The sequence below is a fragment of the Bacillus sp. CDB3 genome, assembly GCF_002081505.1.
GTDB lineage: Bacteria > Bacillota > Bacilli > Bacillales > Bacillaceae_G > Bacillus_A > Bacillus_A cereus_AT.
On record NZ_ALBR01000060.1, the window covers coordinates 14,323 to 31,039 of the forward strand.

Consider the following 16,717-nt stretch of genomic DNA (forward strand, 5'->3'; position numbering starts at 1 on the left):
CTATTTGATTCGATTATTGTCATTTTTTGATATGATATTTTTCCTATACTGTAATGGTGTATATCCATATTTGTCTTTAAACTGTGAAATAAATGATTTCACATTTGGAAATCCATGTTTCAACGCTATATCTTGTATAGAATTTGTACTTCTAATAATATCTTCATACGCTTTATAGAGCCTGTATCTAGTTAAAAAAGTGGTGAAATTTGATCCGAACGATTTTTTAAACATACGTGAAAAATGTTCTTCACTTACAAAAAAATGTTTAGCCACATCTTTCAGTTTTAGTTCCTCATCATAATGTTTGTAAATATACGTAATCATTTCTTTCTGTCTATTTCCAAGTTGAAAATCATTGTCTATATTTTCCCCATCTTTGCAATATCGTAATAGAATATAAACAATTTCATAAATTAAACTATTAATTTTTATGTAAGTTAAATCATCAGAATTTGTGACTAACCCCTTTAATTCATAAAACATTTGCTGGAGGTTAGTTTTCTGAACGACTGATTCCTTTATATTGAATCTATATTTATCAAAATCTTCATTTAGCTCTTTAAGAAATTCATAAGAAATAATTAACATCATTACTGCACAACTTGTATTTTCAACTTTTTCAAATTCATGAACATCTCCACTATTTACAAAAATAAATTCGCCAGCAGATACTTTCTTTTTTTGCCCATTCACATACAAGAAAACTTCTCCATATACGACTAGGCTAATTTCAATACTTCTATGCCAGTGCGGAGGAATATAATAGTGAAAACCAGTAGGTAACATTGTGTCCTCTATATATTCAACCATTCCTGGAATTCTATCGCGTAATTTTATTTCTTCATATTTGCCTTGCCTGATTTTCAATAAACCACCCCCTTTTTATATTATAAAGTAGACGTCAAGTTTCTCCTTACATTTTGTATACGCAACCTCTACAATAAATCCATTCGAATCGTAAAAGTCGATTGTATAGTAACCATCCGAATAATGATTCATTTCTTTTGGGCCTCGTATAAACTTCAAGTTAGTTTCAGCTAAAATTTTGCTACCTCATCAACTACTTTTCTATGAATGACTAGGTAACAACTATGTCTCGGCCGTAATATTTTTGCAAGAAAACTCCATCCAAATAAAGGTGAATAATTGTAAAGTATAGAATTCTTTTATTCAACTAATTAAATTATAAGGAGGAAAAGTTGTGTACACAGAAATTTTTAAAGAAGTCGTTTCAATTACTCACCACGATTATTCTGGATGTCTTGATAAAAAGGGATGGGACGATCCTACTCCATATTTAAACAAGATTGAACAATTAGAGAAACATAGAGAGTTAACACCAGTACAATTTACTGAAATTGTAGGAGATTACTTATTAGACTTTAAAGATAATCATATGCTTTTCAAAATGACTACAAAAAAACAACCACTTAATAGTGTTGGGTTTCAAGTTAAACGATATGAAGATCGATTATACATTACATCAGCTAACCAAGAAAAACGAGTAAAAAAAGGACAGACTATTCTTGCATTAGATAACATAAAAATTCCTGAGCTATTAATAAAATATAAGAAATATTTAAATGAGACTACCTATGAGCGTGAAAAATGGGGCTATGCTTTATCGAAGTCATCCAATTGTACAATTATAGATGAAGATGGAGTAACCCAAACTATTCCTTTACAAAAGTATAAACAAATCGGTTACACGCCTAACTATTCATTAGAAAAGTATAATGAAGATACACTCTTAATTACTTTGACAGACTTCACAAATACTGAAGCTGTTAATCAATTAATAGATACATACAAAAACGAGCTTGATTCTTTTCCGAACTTAATTATAGACGTCCGAATGAATCTTGGTGGAAGTGATGACGCTTTTTTCAACTTACTTCCGTACTTATTTGAAGACAAAGAGATTTCGCTTTTCGATTCTTCAGATACAATGCAATTAAATCATACAGAAAGAAACTTTCATTTACGAATGAAAGACTTCGAAAATGAAGATTATGATTCTTTAGACGAACTTTCAAGATTATTCACTGATATGTTTATTCAAGATTTAAAAAAGAATTATAAAAAAGGATTCGTTACATTTGATACTTCTGGGTTACCAAAAGAACTTCAATCATTAAAAATACACGGACGAAAATCACCTAGTAGAGTAGTTATATTAACAGATGTTACATGCGGAAGTTCTGGTGATTCTTTTGTAGAAGTTGCAAAAAAATCATTGAAAGTAAAAGTAATAGGTCGTCCAACTGCTGGTTTAAATGATTATTCTAATTTAGCAGTAATGGAATGGGCTGATACATTCGCTCTTTACTACCCTACTTCACGGCTTTCTATTATAGATAAAGGCGAAGGAATGTCCGGAATTGGTATACAAACGCATATACATATCCCTTGGACTCCGGAACATATACAAGAAGATGTGGATTTAAAGTTAGCATTACAACTGCTTCAAAACGAAGAATGGTAAAAAATAAAGGTAGATGTGAATCACACCTACCTTTTCTATTTCATATCAATCTTTTCTGGTTGAAACCAAATTGGCTTTGATAACTCAAAGTCTTTATGATCCTCTAAAACTATAGTAAGACGTTCTAACGTATCATCTAACATATGCGGCGCTGCTCGTAAACACCAAACAACTGAAGAGAAAACCGTCATACCAACGTACACCGCATATAATTTCCAAAACTCCTCTGGTATTCTACCATTAAAGTATCCTTCTATTTGTCCGATTGAATACGGGATACTAATGTCTCTTGCAAATAATGCAATCTTTACAAAATCATGCAGTGGATCGCCCCAATCATAGCCATTAAAATCAATAACACCTACATATTTCCCATCCCGTACAATTATATTTTCTAAATGAAAATCATCGTGTTGAAATCGATTCGGGCGGTTCTTTACATACATTTCATTTTCATCGATAAATTTAATAATTTTATCATCATTTTTTATTTTTATTCCACATGTTTTGTATGCCTCTAAATATTTTCGATGTTTTTTCATGGCTCTTTCATACCATGGAAGTATATCCTTAGGAGCTTCATATGTATGCATTTTTGCTAAATCTTTTCCTGCCTCTATACCAATCTCATATTGTTCTTTTGGTGAATACGTAGGCAATAGCTTCTTCGCATCTTCCCCTTCTAAATATGAGAAAATGCTATAGCATACACCTTCTTCTGCCAACAAACCCATTTCAATTGGTTTTTGTGTTTGCACACTACGATTTTGCATTTCATTTAAAATTTGAAACTCTATTTTCTTCCTTTCATACTCTTTTATATCGCCTGTCCGAAATAAATATTTTTCATTATTCGCACTCGTAATTATATATTTCTTATCAGGTGAGAAACCTTTGAGAATTTCTTCAATATCCGCTGCATCTTTTACTATTTGTATATTGTTTTGCCATGCTGTAATTGTCTTCATGTCTATTCCCCTTACATTTCCGCATTCGGTGTATACGCAACCTCTATAATAAAACCATTCGGGTCATAAAAGTCTATTGTATAGTACCCATCCGAATAATGATTTATTTCGATAGGACCACGTATAATCTTCACATTAGTATCGACTAAAAATCCCGATACCTCATCAACTACTTTTCTATTAATAGCTTGATAACAAATATGTCTCGGTCCTAACGTCCTTACAATTTCCTCGTCTACTTCTTTAAAATATATTTCACTTTCTCCCGTACTATATGCTCCTTCGCTTAATTTTCTCCATCCAATTATTGAAAACAACCTATCATAAAAAGAAATAGACTCCTCTAAATTTGCTACCCAAAATTCAATATGATGAATACCTGCTCGAAGTGTATTCATATTAAGAATGCGCTCCCTGTACTACTTGCATTATTTCTATTGGTGTATTGACCATATAATCTGGCGCATCCCCTTTTACCGTTTCAATAACGTCATATCCCCAAGAAACCCAAATTACATTTACACCAGCTTTTTTACAAGCTGCTATATCACGTTGTTCATCACCGACATACAACATATCTTGTTCTGTTAGCTTTTTCGATTTTAAAAACCTTTTAATCATTTTATCTTTACCGAATAAGTTTTTAGAACAATACACTTCTTGTATATTTCCGATGCCATTATTATGTAAAAATGTCCTAATATGCTCTTCTGAGTTCGATGATATGACCGCAATCCCGTATCCTTTTTTATGTAATTCATCTAATACATCCTTCATCCCATGGAATAAAACGAGATCTTTTATAGCGGGTTGATATAATTTATAAAACTCTAATGCTAATATAGGTAGTTTATAAAGTGGTACATCAAGCTTTTTACATCTCTCCGACATAGTTAATTTTCGTAAAGGCTCAATTTCTTCCTCACTAACTGTCTTATACCCATGCTTTTCAGCAAGTTGATTATAAATCGGTACAAATATATTTTGTGAATCTACTAATGTGCCGTCAAAGTCAAAAACAATGTATTTTTGCATCCCCCATACTCCCTTTGCTTTTTTTCCTAAACATATGTTATTCAACAACATAAATGTCTTACCCTTTCATAAATATAAAAAAAGAACAAGATTTTCTCTTGTTCTTTTTTAAGACAGCCATTTCGGCGGCACATTCGTATTCCAATAAATATTTCCTAACTCATGGTGTCCTGAGTATCCATCATCAAAACGATGATAGTGGAAATTAAAATAATATCCATCTTGCGGTGGATGATCTCTCCTCACATGAAATCGCAGTAAATCATTTCCTGTTTTCGTGTCATAAACATGAAAAATCTTTTCATTATTTCCGCCAGCTGGTCTTTGAGAAATCGCTAATGATTGTAACGATTCTTCTGGCACATCATTGGCAAGTTCCGCAATTGCCTCTTCAATTTTAGGTAATACAACATCTTTAAATTCATCTTCAATTACAGGCCCAATTTTAGAGCCGAATTTTTGCATAGATTGCTTCTCTGCTTCTTGCATCGCATAATTAATAAAGGTATCGGTGGTTAACCTATCATTCGTTTCTTCATATGTATAGGACGTACTCTCCAAATTTTGTTGCCCAGCTGTGCTCGTAGGCTTGTCCGCAGCTTTGGCATTATCAAGTAATATGGAAGGAGGCGTCACTAGACCAAATGTAAATACGGTAATTAATGCGACTAAGGTTTTTCTAAACCAATTTGGCATTTATGTTCCCTCCCCTTTCGCTCATTATATTTTATATAACGATTGTTTCTTCTATTATACAAAATGATTGTAATTTTTGCACTTTACAAATTTGTTAACGTTCACATATTTTTCACTTGAATATGAAATTGTAAGATTTCATACACTATAAATACAACAACAATGAGGAGGCGATCAGATGACTTTAGATGTCATGTACTCCGCCGCAAGCATACTCCTTTTAGTATATTTTATTTATCAATGTGTTACAGACTAGAAAAAGAGCCGTTTCCGGCTCTTTTTCTATGGTAAAAATACAATCCAACCAATGAATACTATAAAAATAACCCCAATAATTACTGCTGGCAATAAATAAAACTGAGAAAGGATGACCGTCCCGTATATGAATACGGCTGGAAAGAGCAAATAACGATCCGCCTTCCATCTTAATAATAGTAATTTTCCTTCGTCACAATATAAGTGTAGAAACATTTTCTTCGTAAATTCATTCCAATAATCACGTGCATAGCGAGAAATAGCAACTAAAGCAAATACAAGAATAATAGCTGTTATCCACTTCGGAGTTACGATAATGCTTACAGTACTTATTAAAACAATTTGAATATAAAACATTAAAGCACTACTTGTACGCAAAAATTCTTTTAAAAAAGATTCAATAATACGTGAATCCGCTTTTTTTCCTAATATCTTTTTAGACCGAGGGAACATCCACGGTTTTTTATTCGAACTACTCGGTTTCGCCGCATGTCCACCAACTTGCATAATCCCTCTCATCCAGCGCATACTTTCTTCTTTTTCTTTCTCAACTTCTTTAAAAAAGTAATTTTTATAATTCATCTTTTCTTTTACTAAGACTACAGTAAGTAAAGCTGCTAGACCGATAAATAATACTGAGTACAACGGATTTTTATAAATAAAAAATATACTGATTCCCCAAAAAATTAAGCTAATAGAAAATACAACATCTTTTACTATCCATAAAACCCATCGTTTCCCCACACGTACATTTATGAATCTCATCAACAACGATAGCATAAATCGAAAAACAGTAAAGAAAATCCAAAATAGTACGATTTGTATACTTGTCGCTCTCATACTTTTCATCAATATAGGTAACATAATAAATATTACAATTACGTTCGTTATTGCAATCCGAATAAACGTATACATCATGCCAAGCCTCATTAATTTTTGCATATGATTTGGATACGAAATTAAAAATAAGCTATCTGCTTGCTCAAAAAATGAGCGAACTCCTCTTGAAAATGTGACAAAATAAAACGCGAGTAAGCCTAATCCAAAATAAACAGTCTCTTCCATCGATAATTCTTTCATCCATAGTGAACGATAGTAAATCCCCGCAAATATAAGTGCTGGAATAATAATATATAATGCGACTGTCCAATCTGTAACAGAACGAATCGACTTCCATTTTCTTTGTAATTCATGACGTAACCTTTTATTAAACTGTTGTTTAATCATGCTGCTCTCGCCTTACAACTGCATCGAAGCAATCTAACAGTGTGCTTCCTGGCATTTCTGCTAACGATTGTATCGCCTCTAAATGCCCATCTGCTACTAATGTACCTTGCGAAATGAGTAAAAATCTTTCACAAATTCTTTCAGCTGTATCTAGTACGTGCGTACAAAGTAAAATTCCAGCTCCTCGCTCTTTTTCTTTATATAAATAATTCAAAAATTCTTTCGTAGCTACTGGATCTAAACCGATAAAAGGCTCATCAATAATATAAAAATCTGGCTCTGTTAAAAATGCTAATATAAGCATCGACTTTTGTTTCATACCTTTTGAAAACTTTGATATGTATTCGTGTATATGTTTTTCCATTCGAAACGTATGTAATAATTCCCTTGCTTTGTCCTCCCAATTTCCCACTTCATTTCCACGGGCAGCCATTAGCAATTCAATATGTTCCCACAAAGTTAAGTAATCATAATAAGTGGGGTGCTCCGGTACATATGCATATGGATTTTTCTTTTCACCAAACGAAATTTCAGCATCCATATTGACTAGCAAACCGAGCATCGATTTAATTGTCGTACTCTTTCCTGCGCCATTGGCACCAATAAGAGCCACTAACTCGCCTTTTTCAATTGCAAATGCAATATCACGAACTGTCTTTTCACCAATTTCATATCCAGCTGAGCGGATATTCACCTCTAGCATACATTTCCCTTCTTTCCATTTACAATACAATCAAGGAAAATGATAACATATCCCTCTTAATATAGTATTATATCATTTCTAAAATATTTGTTTCGGTAGCAGGAAAAAAAACACTTTAACAGAATATTTAATGTTCGAAGATTTTAAAGTAAATGGGGTTGATCATATGTCAGTTCAAATTCGTGAAGCGACTATAGATGATATAGATTCACTTTGTTCTCTTACAAAAGAATTAAAAGGATCCTCTATCTCTAATGAAGATATGAAGAATCGTCTACAATTCGTAAAAATGAGCCCTTTTGATTTTTTATATGTATATGAGGAAGATAATACTATTTTTGGATTACTAGGATTTCGTATACGTGAAAATTTAGAAGATGTAACTCGTTATGGAGAGATTTCAATTATTAGTGTTCATTCTACAATACGTCGAAAAGGTATTGGACAAGTGTTAATGGATTATGCAGAACAATTAGCAAAGGAGCATGACTGTATTGGTACTTGGCTTGTTAGTGGAATGAACCGCAAAGAAGCACACCCCTTTTATGAAAAATTGGGCTATGAAGTAAATGGGTATCGATTTGTAAAATATTTCTAAACTACTGGTACAAAGAAAGGACTATAACTATGACAAACATTGAAGCAATATTCATTGATCGTGACGGAACAATTGGTGGTGATACTACAATACATTATCCAGGTTCTTTCACATTATTTCCTTTTACGAAAGAATCTCTACAAAAATTAAAAGCAAAAAATATAAAGCTTTTCTCTTTTACGAATCAACCAGGTATCGCAGATGGACTAGCGACCGTGAATGATTTTGCGAAAGAATTAAAAGAGTTTGGTTTTGATGATATTTACCTTTGCCCTCATAAACATGGTGATGGATGTGAATGTCGCAAACCGAGCACAGGTATGCTCCTACAAGCAGCGGCAAAACATGGGCTTGATTTAACAAAATGTGCTGTAATCGGTGATCGCTGGACGGATATTGTTGCTGGGGAAAAAGTAAATGCAACGACTATATTAGTTCAAACTGGCGCTGGATATGATGCTTTACATACGTTCCGAGATAAATGGGCACATATTGAACCAAACTACATTGCAGAAAACTTTGAAGATGCTACAAATTGGATTTTAAATCATCAATAAAAAATTAAATGAGACGTCTTCAATTTGAAAACGTCTCATTTAACTATGTGTATTTCAAAAAGTTAATTCATAATGGAAATAACGATTATCTCTTAAATATCCATTTTCAGCATATAGTCGCTGTGCTGATAAATTATCAATTTCTGTTTGTAGTTTTAAACCTTTTGCACCATTTTCTAATGCGAATTCTTTTGCTGCTTCTAATAATTTTTTACCTGTTCCAGCTCCGCGCTTCGCCTTTTGTACAAACAGATCATTTAAAATCCATAACTCTTTCATCGAAATAGAAGAAAATAATGGATATAGTTGCGTGAACCCGATATATTCTCCATCTTCAACTGCCACGAAAATAATGGATTCTTTTCTCTCGATTCGATTTCGTAAAAATACTTTTGCTCCTTCAATATCGGAATCTTGTCGATAAAATACGCGATAATTATTAAAAACCGATGCTAGTCCATCTAAATCTGCAATTGTTGCCTCATATATTCTCATTTTACTTTATTCCCCTTCCAATATTGTTTCATAATATCCGTTGCCCATTCAGGCTGCTTTATTTCTTCTCTCGGTATAAATTCTTTCATAACAGGCTTAATATCCAATATAGGTGTACCATCAATTGCGTCTAATCCTTCAACAACAATTGTTTTTCCATCTCTTCTTATCACTTTAACAATTGTCGCTCCTATTCGGTTCGGACGATTTTTTCCACGCTGTGCCAAAATCCCTACTTTTGGGTAATTACTATTATTTCTAGGGTGTCTAGCAGAATATTGAATTTGTTCATCTGTTACTTTATGAAAATAAAAAATAACTTCAATATGGGAAAAGTCTTCAATCCCTTGTATACTTTCCTCTGTATACATATCAGTTAAAGTAATACAGGATCTTACATCTCCCCACTCATCATCTTTTATTTCCTTTCTTTCATTATGTACAAATGCGATTGGTTGAACTGAAAACATCCGCATTCCCCCTCGAATGTAACCACTTACATTATAAAATATTTTCTGAATGTTTTCCACTCACACGGTCATTGTTTACATAATAAAATTATCTTCACTTTCCAAAGACATATTCACAGCTTCAATTGCGTGTATGCGTGCTGTATCAAATAAAGTAACTATTGAATCTTTCTGTTTTACTAATAGTCCTATTTCCGTACATCCTAATATTATGCCTTTTGCTCCTCTTTGCACTAAATCTTCCATTACACTTTTAAAATATTCTCTTGATTGTTGGTTTATTTTTCCTAAGCATAATTCGTTATATATTATTTTATTTACTGTCTCTCTATCTTCTTCTGTTGGTACGATTACTTTTATATCATTTTCCTCTATACGTAATTTATAGAAATCCTGCTCCATCGTGTATTTTGTCCCAAGTAGACCAACTGATTGAATTCCCTGTTGTTTTATTTCCTTCGCTGTTGCATCAGCAATATGTAATATTGGGATACTAATTCTATTTTTTTATATGCTTAATAACTTTATGCATTGTATTTGTACAAACTATTATAAAATCAGCACCCCCCTTCTCCAAAGAAGAAGCTGCATTTCCCAATACTTCTCCCGCTTTATCCCAATCCCCTTCAGATTGGTATCGCTCAATTTCTTCAAAGTCAACACTGTAAAGTAGACATCTCGCTGAATGTAATCCACCTAATCTCATTTTTACTTCTTCATTTATCATTTTATAATACTCAGTAGATGACTCCCAGCTCATTCCGCCAATAAGACCTATTAATTTCATATATTCTCCTTTAAAATAATATTTCCAAACAGATAATTCATACTGTAATTTATATATAATAAATAACGTTTCATTACTATAATAAATCAAATCCCCATCCTTATATGCGATTGAATGTATAGAAATATTATTCATTTCCACGGAAATAATTATAGAATATTCAGAAAACACCCCTTGTAGTAGGCTCATATTGATAATCAAAACACTTGCGATACAATTCTTTTATTTCTTCATATGATGGAACTCTCGGGTTATTGCTTGGGCTACCACTTGCAATTGCATCTTTCGCCATTTTAGAAATAGCATTTTCAAATTCAACTTCCCCAATTCCGTATTCTCTTAAATTAGGAATACGAAGATCAAAGCAAAGTTTCTTAATTTCAGCAATCGTGTAGTTGGCTACTTCTTCTTCAGAATGAGAATACAAATCTTTATTTAAGTTATGTCCTATGTCAGCTAACCTTCTTACTGCTTTCGCTTTTGTATATTCTAAAACTGTAGGTAATAGTATTGCATTCGATATTCCATGTGGTACATGGAATAATGCTCCCACTGGACGAGACATACCATGCACTAATGTAACAGATGCATTTGAAAAAGCGATCCCAGCTTGCAATGAAGCAATCATCATTGCTTCTCTTGCTTCCATATTATCTCCATCTTCATATGCGATACGTAAATATTTCATAATGCTTTCAATAGCCGACAGAGCAAGAACATCTGTAAGAGGTTGTGAAACTTTAGAAAAATAAGCTTCAATTGCATGACATAATGCATCTATCCCTGTTGCTGCAGTAATATGAGGTGGTAACGAACGTGTTAAAATCGGGTCAATAATCGCTACTTGTGGGGTGAAATTCGGATGCTTTATCATCATTTTTACATCCGTTTTTTTATTCGTAATTACTACTACACTTGTTACTTCCGATCCAGTACCAGAAGTTGTTGGAATTGCAATAAGCGGTAGCGGCTCTTTTTCTATTTCAACATCCTTTTGTACGTAATCTTCAATTTCCCCACCATTTGTATATAACACTGCAATTGCTTTCGCAACATCAATACAACTTCCTCCGCCGATACCAATAATAAAATCACATTTTCCTTCTTTACAAATAGATAAAGCTTCTAATACGTGTATATTTGTAGGCTCAGCGTTCACTTTATTGTATGTACTAACAGTAATCCCTTTCGCATTTAATTGCTTAATACAACTTTCAACATACCCTAATTTCTCCATAATTGTATCACTCACAATAAAAGCCCTTTTCCCTAACTTCTTTGATTGCTCCCCTAGTTTTTCAAGCGAATTTCTCCCATATAATACAGACTTCGGCATACGAAATTCAGCAACTTCTTGCAAGTACTCCACCCCTTCTTATCATATATTAACTCTTATTAATAGATTCCTGTTAAAGTATAGAATGTGATGACTGCAAATACAGCAACCGTTTTCAAAACTGTAATAGCAAAAATATCTTTATATGATTGCTTATGTGTTAATCCCGTTACAGTCAATATTGTAATAATTGCACCATTATGCGGCAATGTATCCATTCCACCTGACGCCATTGATACAATACGGTGCATAACTTCTAATGGAATGTTATATTGCGTTGCTGCAGCAATAAATTTATCCCCCATCGAACTTAACACAATTCCCATTCCGCCTGATGCTGAACCTGTAATTCCAGCTAAAATATTCGTCGTTACTGCCCCATTCACTAATGGGTTAGTAAACGTTGCAGAGATGCCATCTCTCATTATCGCAAAGCCAGGAAGTGCGGCAATAACACCACCAAACCCAAACTCAGCTCCTGTATTCATTGTTGCAAGTAGCGCTCCACCAATACTTGTATTCAAACCAGCTTGAAATCCAGTTACTACCCGTTTCCAATATAATAAAAGTGTTGATAGAATCCCTATAATAAGTGCCAATTCTACAGACCAAATTCCAACTACTGCACTTAATTCAACTTTTCCAAATGCTTTCATACCAATAGCTGAGAAATCAAAGCCATTCGGATACCACTTTGGTATCATGATTGTGAAAACTTTATTCATTACACCTACTAAAATAAGTGGTACAAACGCAATCACCTGTTGCACTCTTGTGATTTCAATACCGCTTAGTATCGGCATATCTTTTTGTTCTAATTGTAAAGATGCTGCCATTTCAGAATTTCCATCGTTAAAACCAAAATACCCTTCTCCTGCGGCTTTTGCCTTCTTACGTCTACTCTCTAAATATAGTAAACCTAACGTTAAAACAAAGATTGCACCTAAAATGCCTAGTATCGGTGCTGCATAAATATCCGTTTTAAAAAATGTTGTAGGTATTACGTTTTGAATTTGTGGCGATCCAGGAAGCGCATCCATTGTAAATGTTGCTGCTCCAAGAACGATTGTGCCAGGAATTAAACGCTTCGGAATATCGGCTTGTCGAAACAACTTAGCCGCAAACGGAAATATAGCGAACACCACTACATATACGCTAACACCGCTATACGTTAAAATAGCTCCCATTAGAACAATCGCTAAAATTGTACGTTTTTCTCCAACTAACTCTACAATCGTCTTTGCGATTGAATCAGCGATTCCTGACATTTCTACTACTTTCCCAAATATTGCTCCAAGTAAAAACACAGGGAAATATAATTTAATAAATCCTACCATTTTCTCCATGAAAATATTTGAAAAGAAAGGTAATACAAAACTAGGCTCTGTCAAAAATACCGCAAATAATGCAAAAATCGGTGCGAATAATATTACAGAAAATCCTTTATATGCTACAAACATGAGTAAACTAAGTGCTAATAAAATAATAACTAGCTCCAATTATAACCCCCCTTTTAAACTGAAAATTCAATCTTTTAATAACAAACTTTTACCGTGATTTCAAATCATTTTATTTCATGACATTCCTCCTCTTTTTATCCCGCTATTTGCGGGCAGTAAGACTCCCACCTTAAAATTCAGCAAATGCGCGGAAGCTAGGCTTGAGATCAACTGCCCGTAAAATTCCGATTGGTGAGGGCTGATAATTTGTGGAGGATGGACAAAACCTCCACTGATCAAAGTTTCACTTTATTACAAATTTTTCATGCTAAAATTGTCTAATTATAGTATTCGATTACATATGTAAAATCCCTTTAAACAAAAACGATTTCATCGTCATATGTTATAAAGGGATTTCTAGGTTCTATTTCTATAGTTTTATCGTACTATTCTCTATACAAAAGCTTTGTAATTCTTCGACATCTTTCACTATATGAATCGCCCCAGCATCACTCAATTCAATCTCACTACCATATCCATACAATACACCTATTGAAGCAATTCCGTTACTGTTCGCACCGATTACGTCATGCTTTCTATCACCAATCATCACCATTTCTTCTTTTTTAAGTTCTTCATTTGTTTGTAAAATATGAGCAATTATTTCTTCCTTTTTTATTCTTGTCCCATCTAAATTACTCCCTACAATCTCTTCAAAAAAAGTTGTTAACTGAAAGTGCTCTATTACTTGTTTCGCAAATACAGTAGGTTTTGATGTTGCTACAAACAAACGATTGCCATCATCCTTTAATTCTTGCAATAGAGTTGTAATTCCATCGTATACTTTATTCTCTAATAAACCACTTTGCTTTAAATATTCCCGAAAGTAAAACACTGCTCGTTCTACTTCTATTTCATTCATATTATATCTATCTACAAAAGATTGTTGTATTGGTGGCCCGATAAATGAATCTAACTCGCTTATATTCACTTCTTCAATCCCAATTTTTCCCAAAGCGTATAGAACAGAATTTATAATCCCTTCTTTCGGATCCGTTAATGTTCCATCTAAGTCAAATAGAAATGTTTTATACATATTTAATTCCCCCACTGATTTTATATGTACCCCATTAAAGCCAATCTCCTACTTAGCCCTTTACTATACTATCACCATTTAACTTTTCAGAAAATTACTTTTTCTAACCCTTATACTTTCAGTTACAAAATCACAAAAGATATGATAAAGTGAAAAAGTTATACTTAATTTAATAGAAACTGGTGAATCAAATGTCAATTACATTAATTTTTATTATGGCTTTCACAATTGTTATCCATGCGGTTGAAACTAGCTCTTATAGTATTCGATTAGCTGGTGTACGTTTAAAAAAGATTGCCGTTGCCTTATCCGTCGTAGGAATGGTACTGCTTATTTCAAGAACATCTAACTTACTACAAGCCTTTTTAATCGGTGGTATTGTCGATGAAGCAAAACTAGATTCTTCTATTAATTTAGAGCATATTATACGGCTCGTTCTATTATCTGCTTCTGTCGGTACATTGCTCGCGATTATACTCTATCCAACTTTGACAAAGCTATTTGGATACGTCATTCAAAACTTTGAAACAGATGGCTCATTCATTCGAATGATGAAGACGAATAACATTCAAAAATTAAAGTACACAAAAAAATATGTACGCTTCCCCAAATTCGAAATGATTCATCGAATGAGGATCGGTGGTATACCAAAACGTATTATGCTTATTAACATGTTTGCTACTGCAATTTATACAGCGGGGGTACTTTCAGCCCTTTACGCTTCCTTTTTAAACCCAGATTACGCAACAAATGCAAGTACAGCTTCTGGTCTGGTTAATGGTTTTGCTACCATTTTATTAACAGTGCTACTCGATCCACGCATTGCTCTTTTAACAGAACGAGCTTTACAATCAGAAAAGGGCGCTGAAGCAATGAGTAAAATGTATGGTTGGCTAATGATTTCTAGACTTCTCGGCACCTTATTAGCACAACTTTTATTTGTACCAGGTGCTTACTGGATTTTATGGATTATTGAGCTGATGCATTAATTCACTCTCTAAAAAAAGTAGGTGTACTATCAAATGACTATTAAAACCGAACAAGATATTATTCAATTGATCCAAAATGATCCGTGGATGATGAATGTATTACAAATGGCAAAATCACTAGAGCTACCTGATTGGTGGATTTGCGCTGGATTTGTCCGTTCTAAAATTTGGGATACTTTACATAACTACAAAGTAAGAACGGCTACGCCAGATGTCGATATCATTTTTTATGATCCATTACATAAAGATGAGGCGTACGAACAATCATTAGAACAGAAGCTAGCGAATATGGATGCCTCTATCCCTTGGTCAGTAAAAAATCAAACTCGCATGCATGTAGTGAATGGAATGCCACCATACTCTTCTTCTGTTGATGCTATTTCTAAATTTCCTGAAACAGCAACCGCTCTTGGTGTTACATTAGACGAGAAAAATAATGTCATATTAACATCGCCGTGCGGAATAGAAGATGTGCTTTCATTACAAGTGAAACCTACACATCATTTTCTTGAAACGAAAGAACGTAAACATATGTACAAAAATAGAGTTATGAAAAAGAATTGGCAAAGCAAATGGCCTAACATTACAATCACTTATCCAGAAATTTAAAAAAGGTGCTTCTCATTATTAGAAGCACCCTTTCTTTTTTATTTCAAAAAATGAATGACTGTTTCTGCGAGTCGATCTGCTTCTTCATAATGTGGTGTATGACCACTTTCTTCGAATATGATATACTTTCCATTTAGAGAATCTCGATTGAATATTTCAATTTGCTTTTCACACGTTACTACATCATGTTTTCCTACAATTAATAACATTGGGTTCTGCACATCTTTTATTTTTGATAATAATGACGTATGACATAATCCCTCTGATTTTAATCTATCAAAATGGGTTTTTGAACGATTTGAAAATTGTTCCCACTCTTCGTCACTATATAAACTATCGTCCGTCTCATCTTCCTTATAATTGTAAATCTCCATTCTTTTCTCTTCTAATTCAGAGCTTAATCTTATATAAGCTTCTAGCAATTCTTCTGAACTAGCATTACTAGATGAATAAACTAGGCACTCTTCTGCTGCCGCTTCTTTTCCATACTTTTTTAATAACGTTCCTGTCTTTTGTAACAAAGCTCTACTTGTTAATGAAAAATCGAAAGTCGGACCTTCAAATATTATTTTCTCTATTGAATTTGGATACATCGCTACATATAACAATGCTAAATACCCACCGAAAGAATGTCCTATTACAGACCATTTATCTATTTGTAATACTTTTCTTAGTTCTTCACAGTCTTCAACCAAATCATTTAATCCAAAAGGTTCGTCCTCAGTAATTCCTTCTGACCGACAAACACCTCTTTGATCTATCATAATTACATATAATGAATTTTTTAATCGTTCCGCTCGATGAAATGAAAAATCATAGCAACTTTCTCCTGGTCCACCATGCAAGTATAAGACTGGTTCGTTTTTAGGATTTCCATGCGTTTCAACGTATAGCTTTTTCCCTCTAATGTCTATATACTTCCCAACTTCTATCAAATTCGTCTTTATAATCATCACCTTCTTTTTACTG

The 16,717-nt window shown here is 33.4% G+C and carries 18 protein-coding genes and 2 pseudogenes; 5 read left to right on the forward strand and 15 right to left on the reverse strand.

Translation table 11 applies throughout. The annotated features are described in order from the left end of the window. Both CDB3_RS13295 and CDB3_RS13300 read right to left on the reverse strand, forming a co-directional pair. On the reverse strand, positions 1-870 hold the full coding sequence (locus CDB3_RS13295) for an AraC family transcriptional regulator (protein ID WP_128854817.1): 870 nt from the start codon (positions 868-870) through the stop codon (positions 1-3). A gap of 15 nt (positions 871-885) precedes the next feature. Then, positions 886-1,109: pseudogene (locus tag CDB3_RS13300) on the reverse strand (VOC family protein); the annotation flags it as partial. Between the two features lie 95 nt (positions 1,110-1,204). On the opposite strand from CDB3_RS13300, the gene CDB3_RS13305 reads away from it, so the two are divergent. Continuing rightward, entirely contained in the window at positions 1,205-2,488 is a 1,284-nt protein-coding gene (locus CDB3_RS13305) for a S41 family peptidase (protein ID WP_128854818.1), read from the forward strand. Positions 2,489-2,523: 35 nt separating this feature from the next. Here the strand turns inward: CDB3_RS13305 and CDB3_RS13310 are convergent, their stop codons facing one another. From CDB3_RS13310 to CDB3_RS13335, 6 genes are all read right to left on the reverse strand, one after another. Further along, positions 2,524-3,456, reverse strand: a complete 933-nt coding sequence (locus CDB3_RS13310) for an aminoglycoside phosphotransferase family protein (protein ID WP_128854819.1) — start codon at positions 3,454-3,456, stop codon at positions 2,524-2,526. An 11-nt stretch (positions 3,457-3,467) separates the two neighbouring features. Continuing rightward, entirely contained in the window at positions 3,468-3,854 is a 387-nt protein-coding gene (locus CDB3_RS13315; RefSeq protein WP_128854820.1) for a VOC family protein, read from the reverse strand. 1 nt (position 3,855) lies between these two features. Further along, complete coding sequence (locus tag CDB3_RS13320) at positions 3,856-4,491, reverse strand: HAD family hydrolase (protein WP_128854821.1); 636 nt, start codon at positions 4,489-4,491, stop codon at positions 3,856-3,858. 108 nt (positions 4,492-4,599) lie between these two features. Beyond that, on the reverse strand, positions 4,600-5,187 hold the full coding sequence (locus tag CDB3_RS13325) for a YpjP family protein (RefSeq protein ID WP_097831932.1): 588 nt from the start codon (positions 5,185-5,187) through the stop codon (positions 4,600-4,602). A 282-nt stretch (positions 5,188-5,469) separates the two neighbouring features. After that, on the reverse strand, positions 5,470-6,669 hold the full coding sequence (locus CDB3_RS13330) for an ABC transporter permease (protein ID WP_128854822.1): 1,200 nt from the start codon (positions 6,667-6,669) through the stop codon (positions 5,470-5,472). After that, positions 6,662-7,372, reverse strand: coding sequence for an ABC transporter ATP-binding protein (locus CDB3_RS13335; protein WP_128854823.1), 711 nt, complete (start codon positions 7,370-7,372; stop codon positions 6,662-6,664). The genes CDB3_RS13330 and CDB3_RS13335 overlap by 8 nt, the downstream gene beginning before the upstream one ends. Positions 7,373-7,538: 166 nt before the next feature. Here CDB3_RS13335 and CDB3_RS13340 point away from each other — a divergent pair, with 166 nt between their 5' ends. Then, on the forward strand, positions 7,539-7,970 hold the full coding sequence (locus CDB3_RS13340; protein WP_128854824.1) for a GNAT family N-acetyltransferase: 432 nt from the start codon (positions 7,539-7,541) through the stop codon (positions 7,968-7,970). A 29-nt stretch (positions 7,971-7,999) separates the two neighbouring features. After that, positions 8,000-8,527 (forward strand): HAD-IIIA family hydrolase, encoded by a 528-nt coding sequence (locus CDB3_RS13345; RefSeq protein WP_128854825.1) that lies wholly within the window; start codon positions 8,000-8,002, stop codon positions 8,525-8,527. Positions 8,528-8,581: 54 nt separating this feature from the next. Here CDB3_RS13345 and CDB3_RS13350 read toward each other — a convergent pair whose 3' ends face one another. From CDB3_RS13350 to CDB3_RS13380, 6 genes and pseudogenes are all read right to left on the reverse strand, one after another. Further along, on the reverse strand, positions 8,582-9,022 hold the full coding sequence (locus tag CDB3_RS13350) for a GNAT family N-acetyltransferase (protein ID WP_128854826.1): 441 nt from the start codon (positions 9,020-9,022) through the stop codon (positions 8,582-8,584). After that, positions 9,019-9,492, reverse strand: a complete 474-nt coding sequence (locus CDB3_RS13355) for an SAM-dependent methyltransferase (protein WP_000493231.1) — start codon at positions 9,490-9,492, stop codon at positions 9,019-9,021. The genes CDB3_RS13350 and CDB3_RS13355 overlap by 4 nt, the downstream gene beginning before the upstream one ends. A gap of 75 nt (positions 9,493-9,567) precedes the next feature. Further along, positions 9,568-10,279: pseudogene (locus CDB3_RS13360) on the reverse strand (aspartate/glutamate racemase family protein). A 160-nt stretch (positions 10,280-10,439) separates the two neighbouring features. Continuing rightward, positions 10,440-11,639 carry an iron-containing alcohol dehydrogenase gene (locus CDB3_RS13365; RefSeq protein WP_128854827.1) on the reverse strand — a complete coding sequence of 400 codons (1,200 nt, stop codon included), beginning with the start codon at positions 11,637-11,639 and terminating at the stop codon, positions 10,440-10,442. A gap of 35 nt (positions 11,640-11,674) precedes the next feature. Further along, positions 11,675-13,114 carry a GntP family permease gene (locus tag CDB3_RS13370; protein ID WP_128854828.1) on the reverse strand — a complete coding sequence of 480 codons (1,440 nt, stop codon included), beginning with the start codon at positions 13,112-13,114 and terminating at the stop codon, positions 11,675-11,677. A 370-nt stretch (positions 13,115-13,484) separates the two neighbouring features. Further along, positions 13,485-14,150, reverse strand: a complete 666-nt coding sequence (locus CDB3_RS13380) for an HAD family hydrolase (protein WP_128854829.1) — start codon at positions 14,148-14,150, stop codon at positions 13,485-13,487. A gap of 191 nt (positions 14,151-14,341) precedes the next feature. Between CDB3_RS13380 and CDB3_RS13385 the strand changes: the two genes are divergently transcribed. Both CDB3_RS13385 and CDB3_RS13390 read left to right on the forward strand, forming a co-directional pair. Next, a complete protein-coding gene (locus CDB3_RS13385; RefSeq protein ID WP_071745224.1) occupies positions 14,342-15,139 on the forward strand; it encodes a lipid II flippase Amj family protein in 798 nt (265 codons plus the stop codon). Positions 15,140-15,172: 33 nt separating this feature from the next. Beyond that, positions 15,173-15,748, forward strand: a complete 576-nt coding sequence (locus CDB3_RS13390) for a nucleotidyltransferase family protein (protein ID WP_128854830.1) — start codon at positions 15,173-15,175, stop codon at positions 15,746-15,748. 38 nt (positions 15,749-15,786) lie between these two features. Here CDB3_RS13390 and CDB3_RS13395 read toward each other — a convergent pair whose 3' ends face one another. Then, entirely contained in the window at positions 15,787-16,701 is a 915-nt protein-coding gene (locus CDB3_RS13395; protein WP_128854952.1) for an alpha/beta fold hydrolase, read from the reverse strand. Positions 16,702-16,717 lie beyond the last annotated feature (16 nt).

Excerpts from the sequence above, each read along its gene's own strand:
- CDB3_RS13330 (WP_128854822.1), bottom strand. The coding sequence starts at position 6,669 with ATGATTAAACAACAGTTTAATAAAAGGTTACGTCATGAATTACAAAGA.
- CDB3_RS13345 (WP_128854825.1), top strand. The coding sequence starts at position 8,000 with ATGACAAACATTGAAGCAATATTCATTGATCGTGACGGAACAATTGGT.
- CDB3_RS13385 (WP_071745224.1), top strand. The coding sequence starts at position 14,342 with ATGTCAATTACATTAATTTTTATTATGGCTTTCACAATTGTTATCCAT.
- CDB3_RS13335 (WP_128854823.1), bottom strand. The coding sequence starts at position 7,372 with ATGCTAGAGGTGAATATCCGCTCAGCTGGATATGAAATTGGTGAAAAG.
- CDB3_RS13395 (WP_128854952.1), bottom strand. The coding sequence starts at position 16,701 with ATGATTATAAAGACGAATTTGATAGAAGTTGGGAAGTATATAGACATT.
- CDB3_RS13310 (WP_128854819.1), bottom strand. The coding sequence starts at position 3,456 with ATGAAGACAATTACAGCATGGCAAAACAATATACAAATAGTAAAAGAT.
- CDB3_RS13325 (WP_097831932.1), bottom strand. The coding sequence starts at position 5,187 with ATGCCAAATTGGTTTAGAAAAACCTTAGTCGCATTAATTACCGTATTT.
- CDB3_RS13390 (WP_128854830.1), top strand. The coding sequence starts at position 15,173 with ATGACTATTAAAACCGAACAAGATATTATTCAATTGATCCAAAATGAT.
- CDB3_RS13350 (WP_128854826.1), bottom strand. The coding sequence starts at position 9,022 with ATGAGAATATATGAGGCAACAATTGCAGATTTAGATGGACTAGCATCG.
- CDB3_RS13320 (WP_128854821.1), bottom strand. The coding sequence starts at position 4,491 with ATGCAAAAATACATTGTTTTTGACTTTGACGGCACATTAGTAGATTCA.
- CDB3_RS13380 (WP_128854829.1), bottom strand. The coding sequence starts at position 14,150 with ATGTATAAAACATTTCTATTTGACTTAGATGGAACATTAACGGATCCG.
- CDB3_RS13315 (WP_128854820.1), bottom strand. The coding sequence starts at position 3,854 with ATGAATACACTTCGAGCAGGTATTCATCATATTGAATTTTGGGTAGCA.
- CDB3_RS13355 (WP_000493231.1), bottom strand. The coding sequence starts at position 9,492 with ATGTTTTCAGTTCAACCAATCGCATTTGTACATAATGAAAGAAAGGAA.
- CDB3_RS13340 (WP_128854824.1), top strand. The coding sequence starts at position 7,539 with ATGTCAGTTCAAATTCGTGAAGCGACTATAGATGATATAGATTCACTT.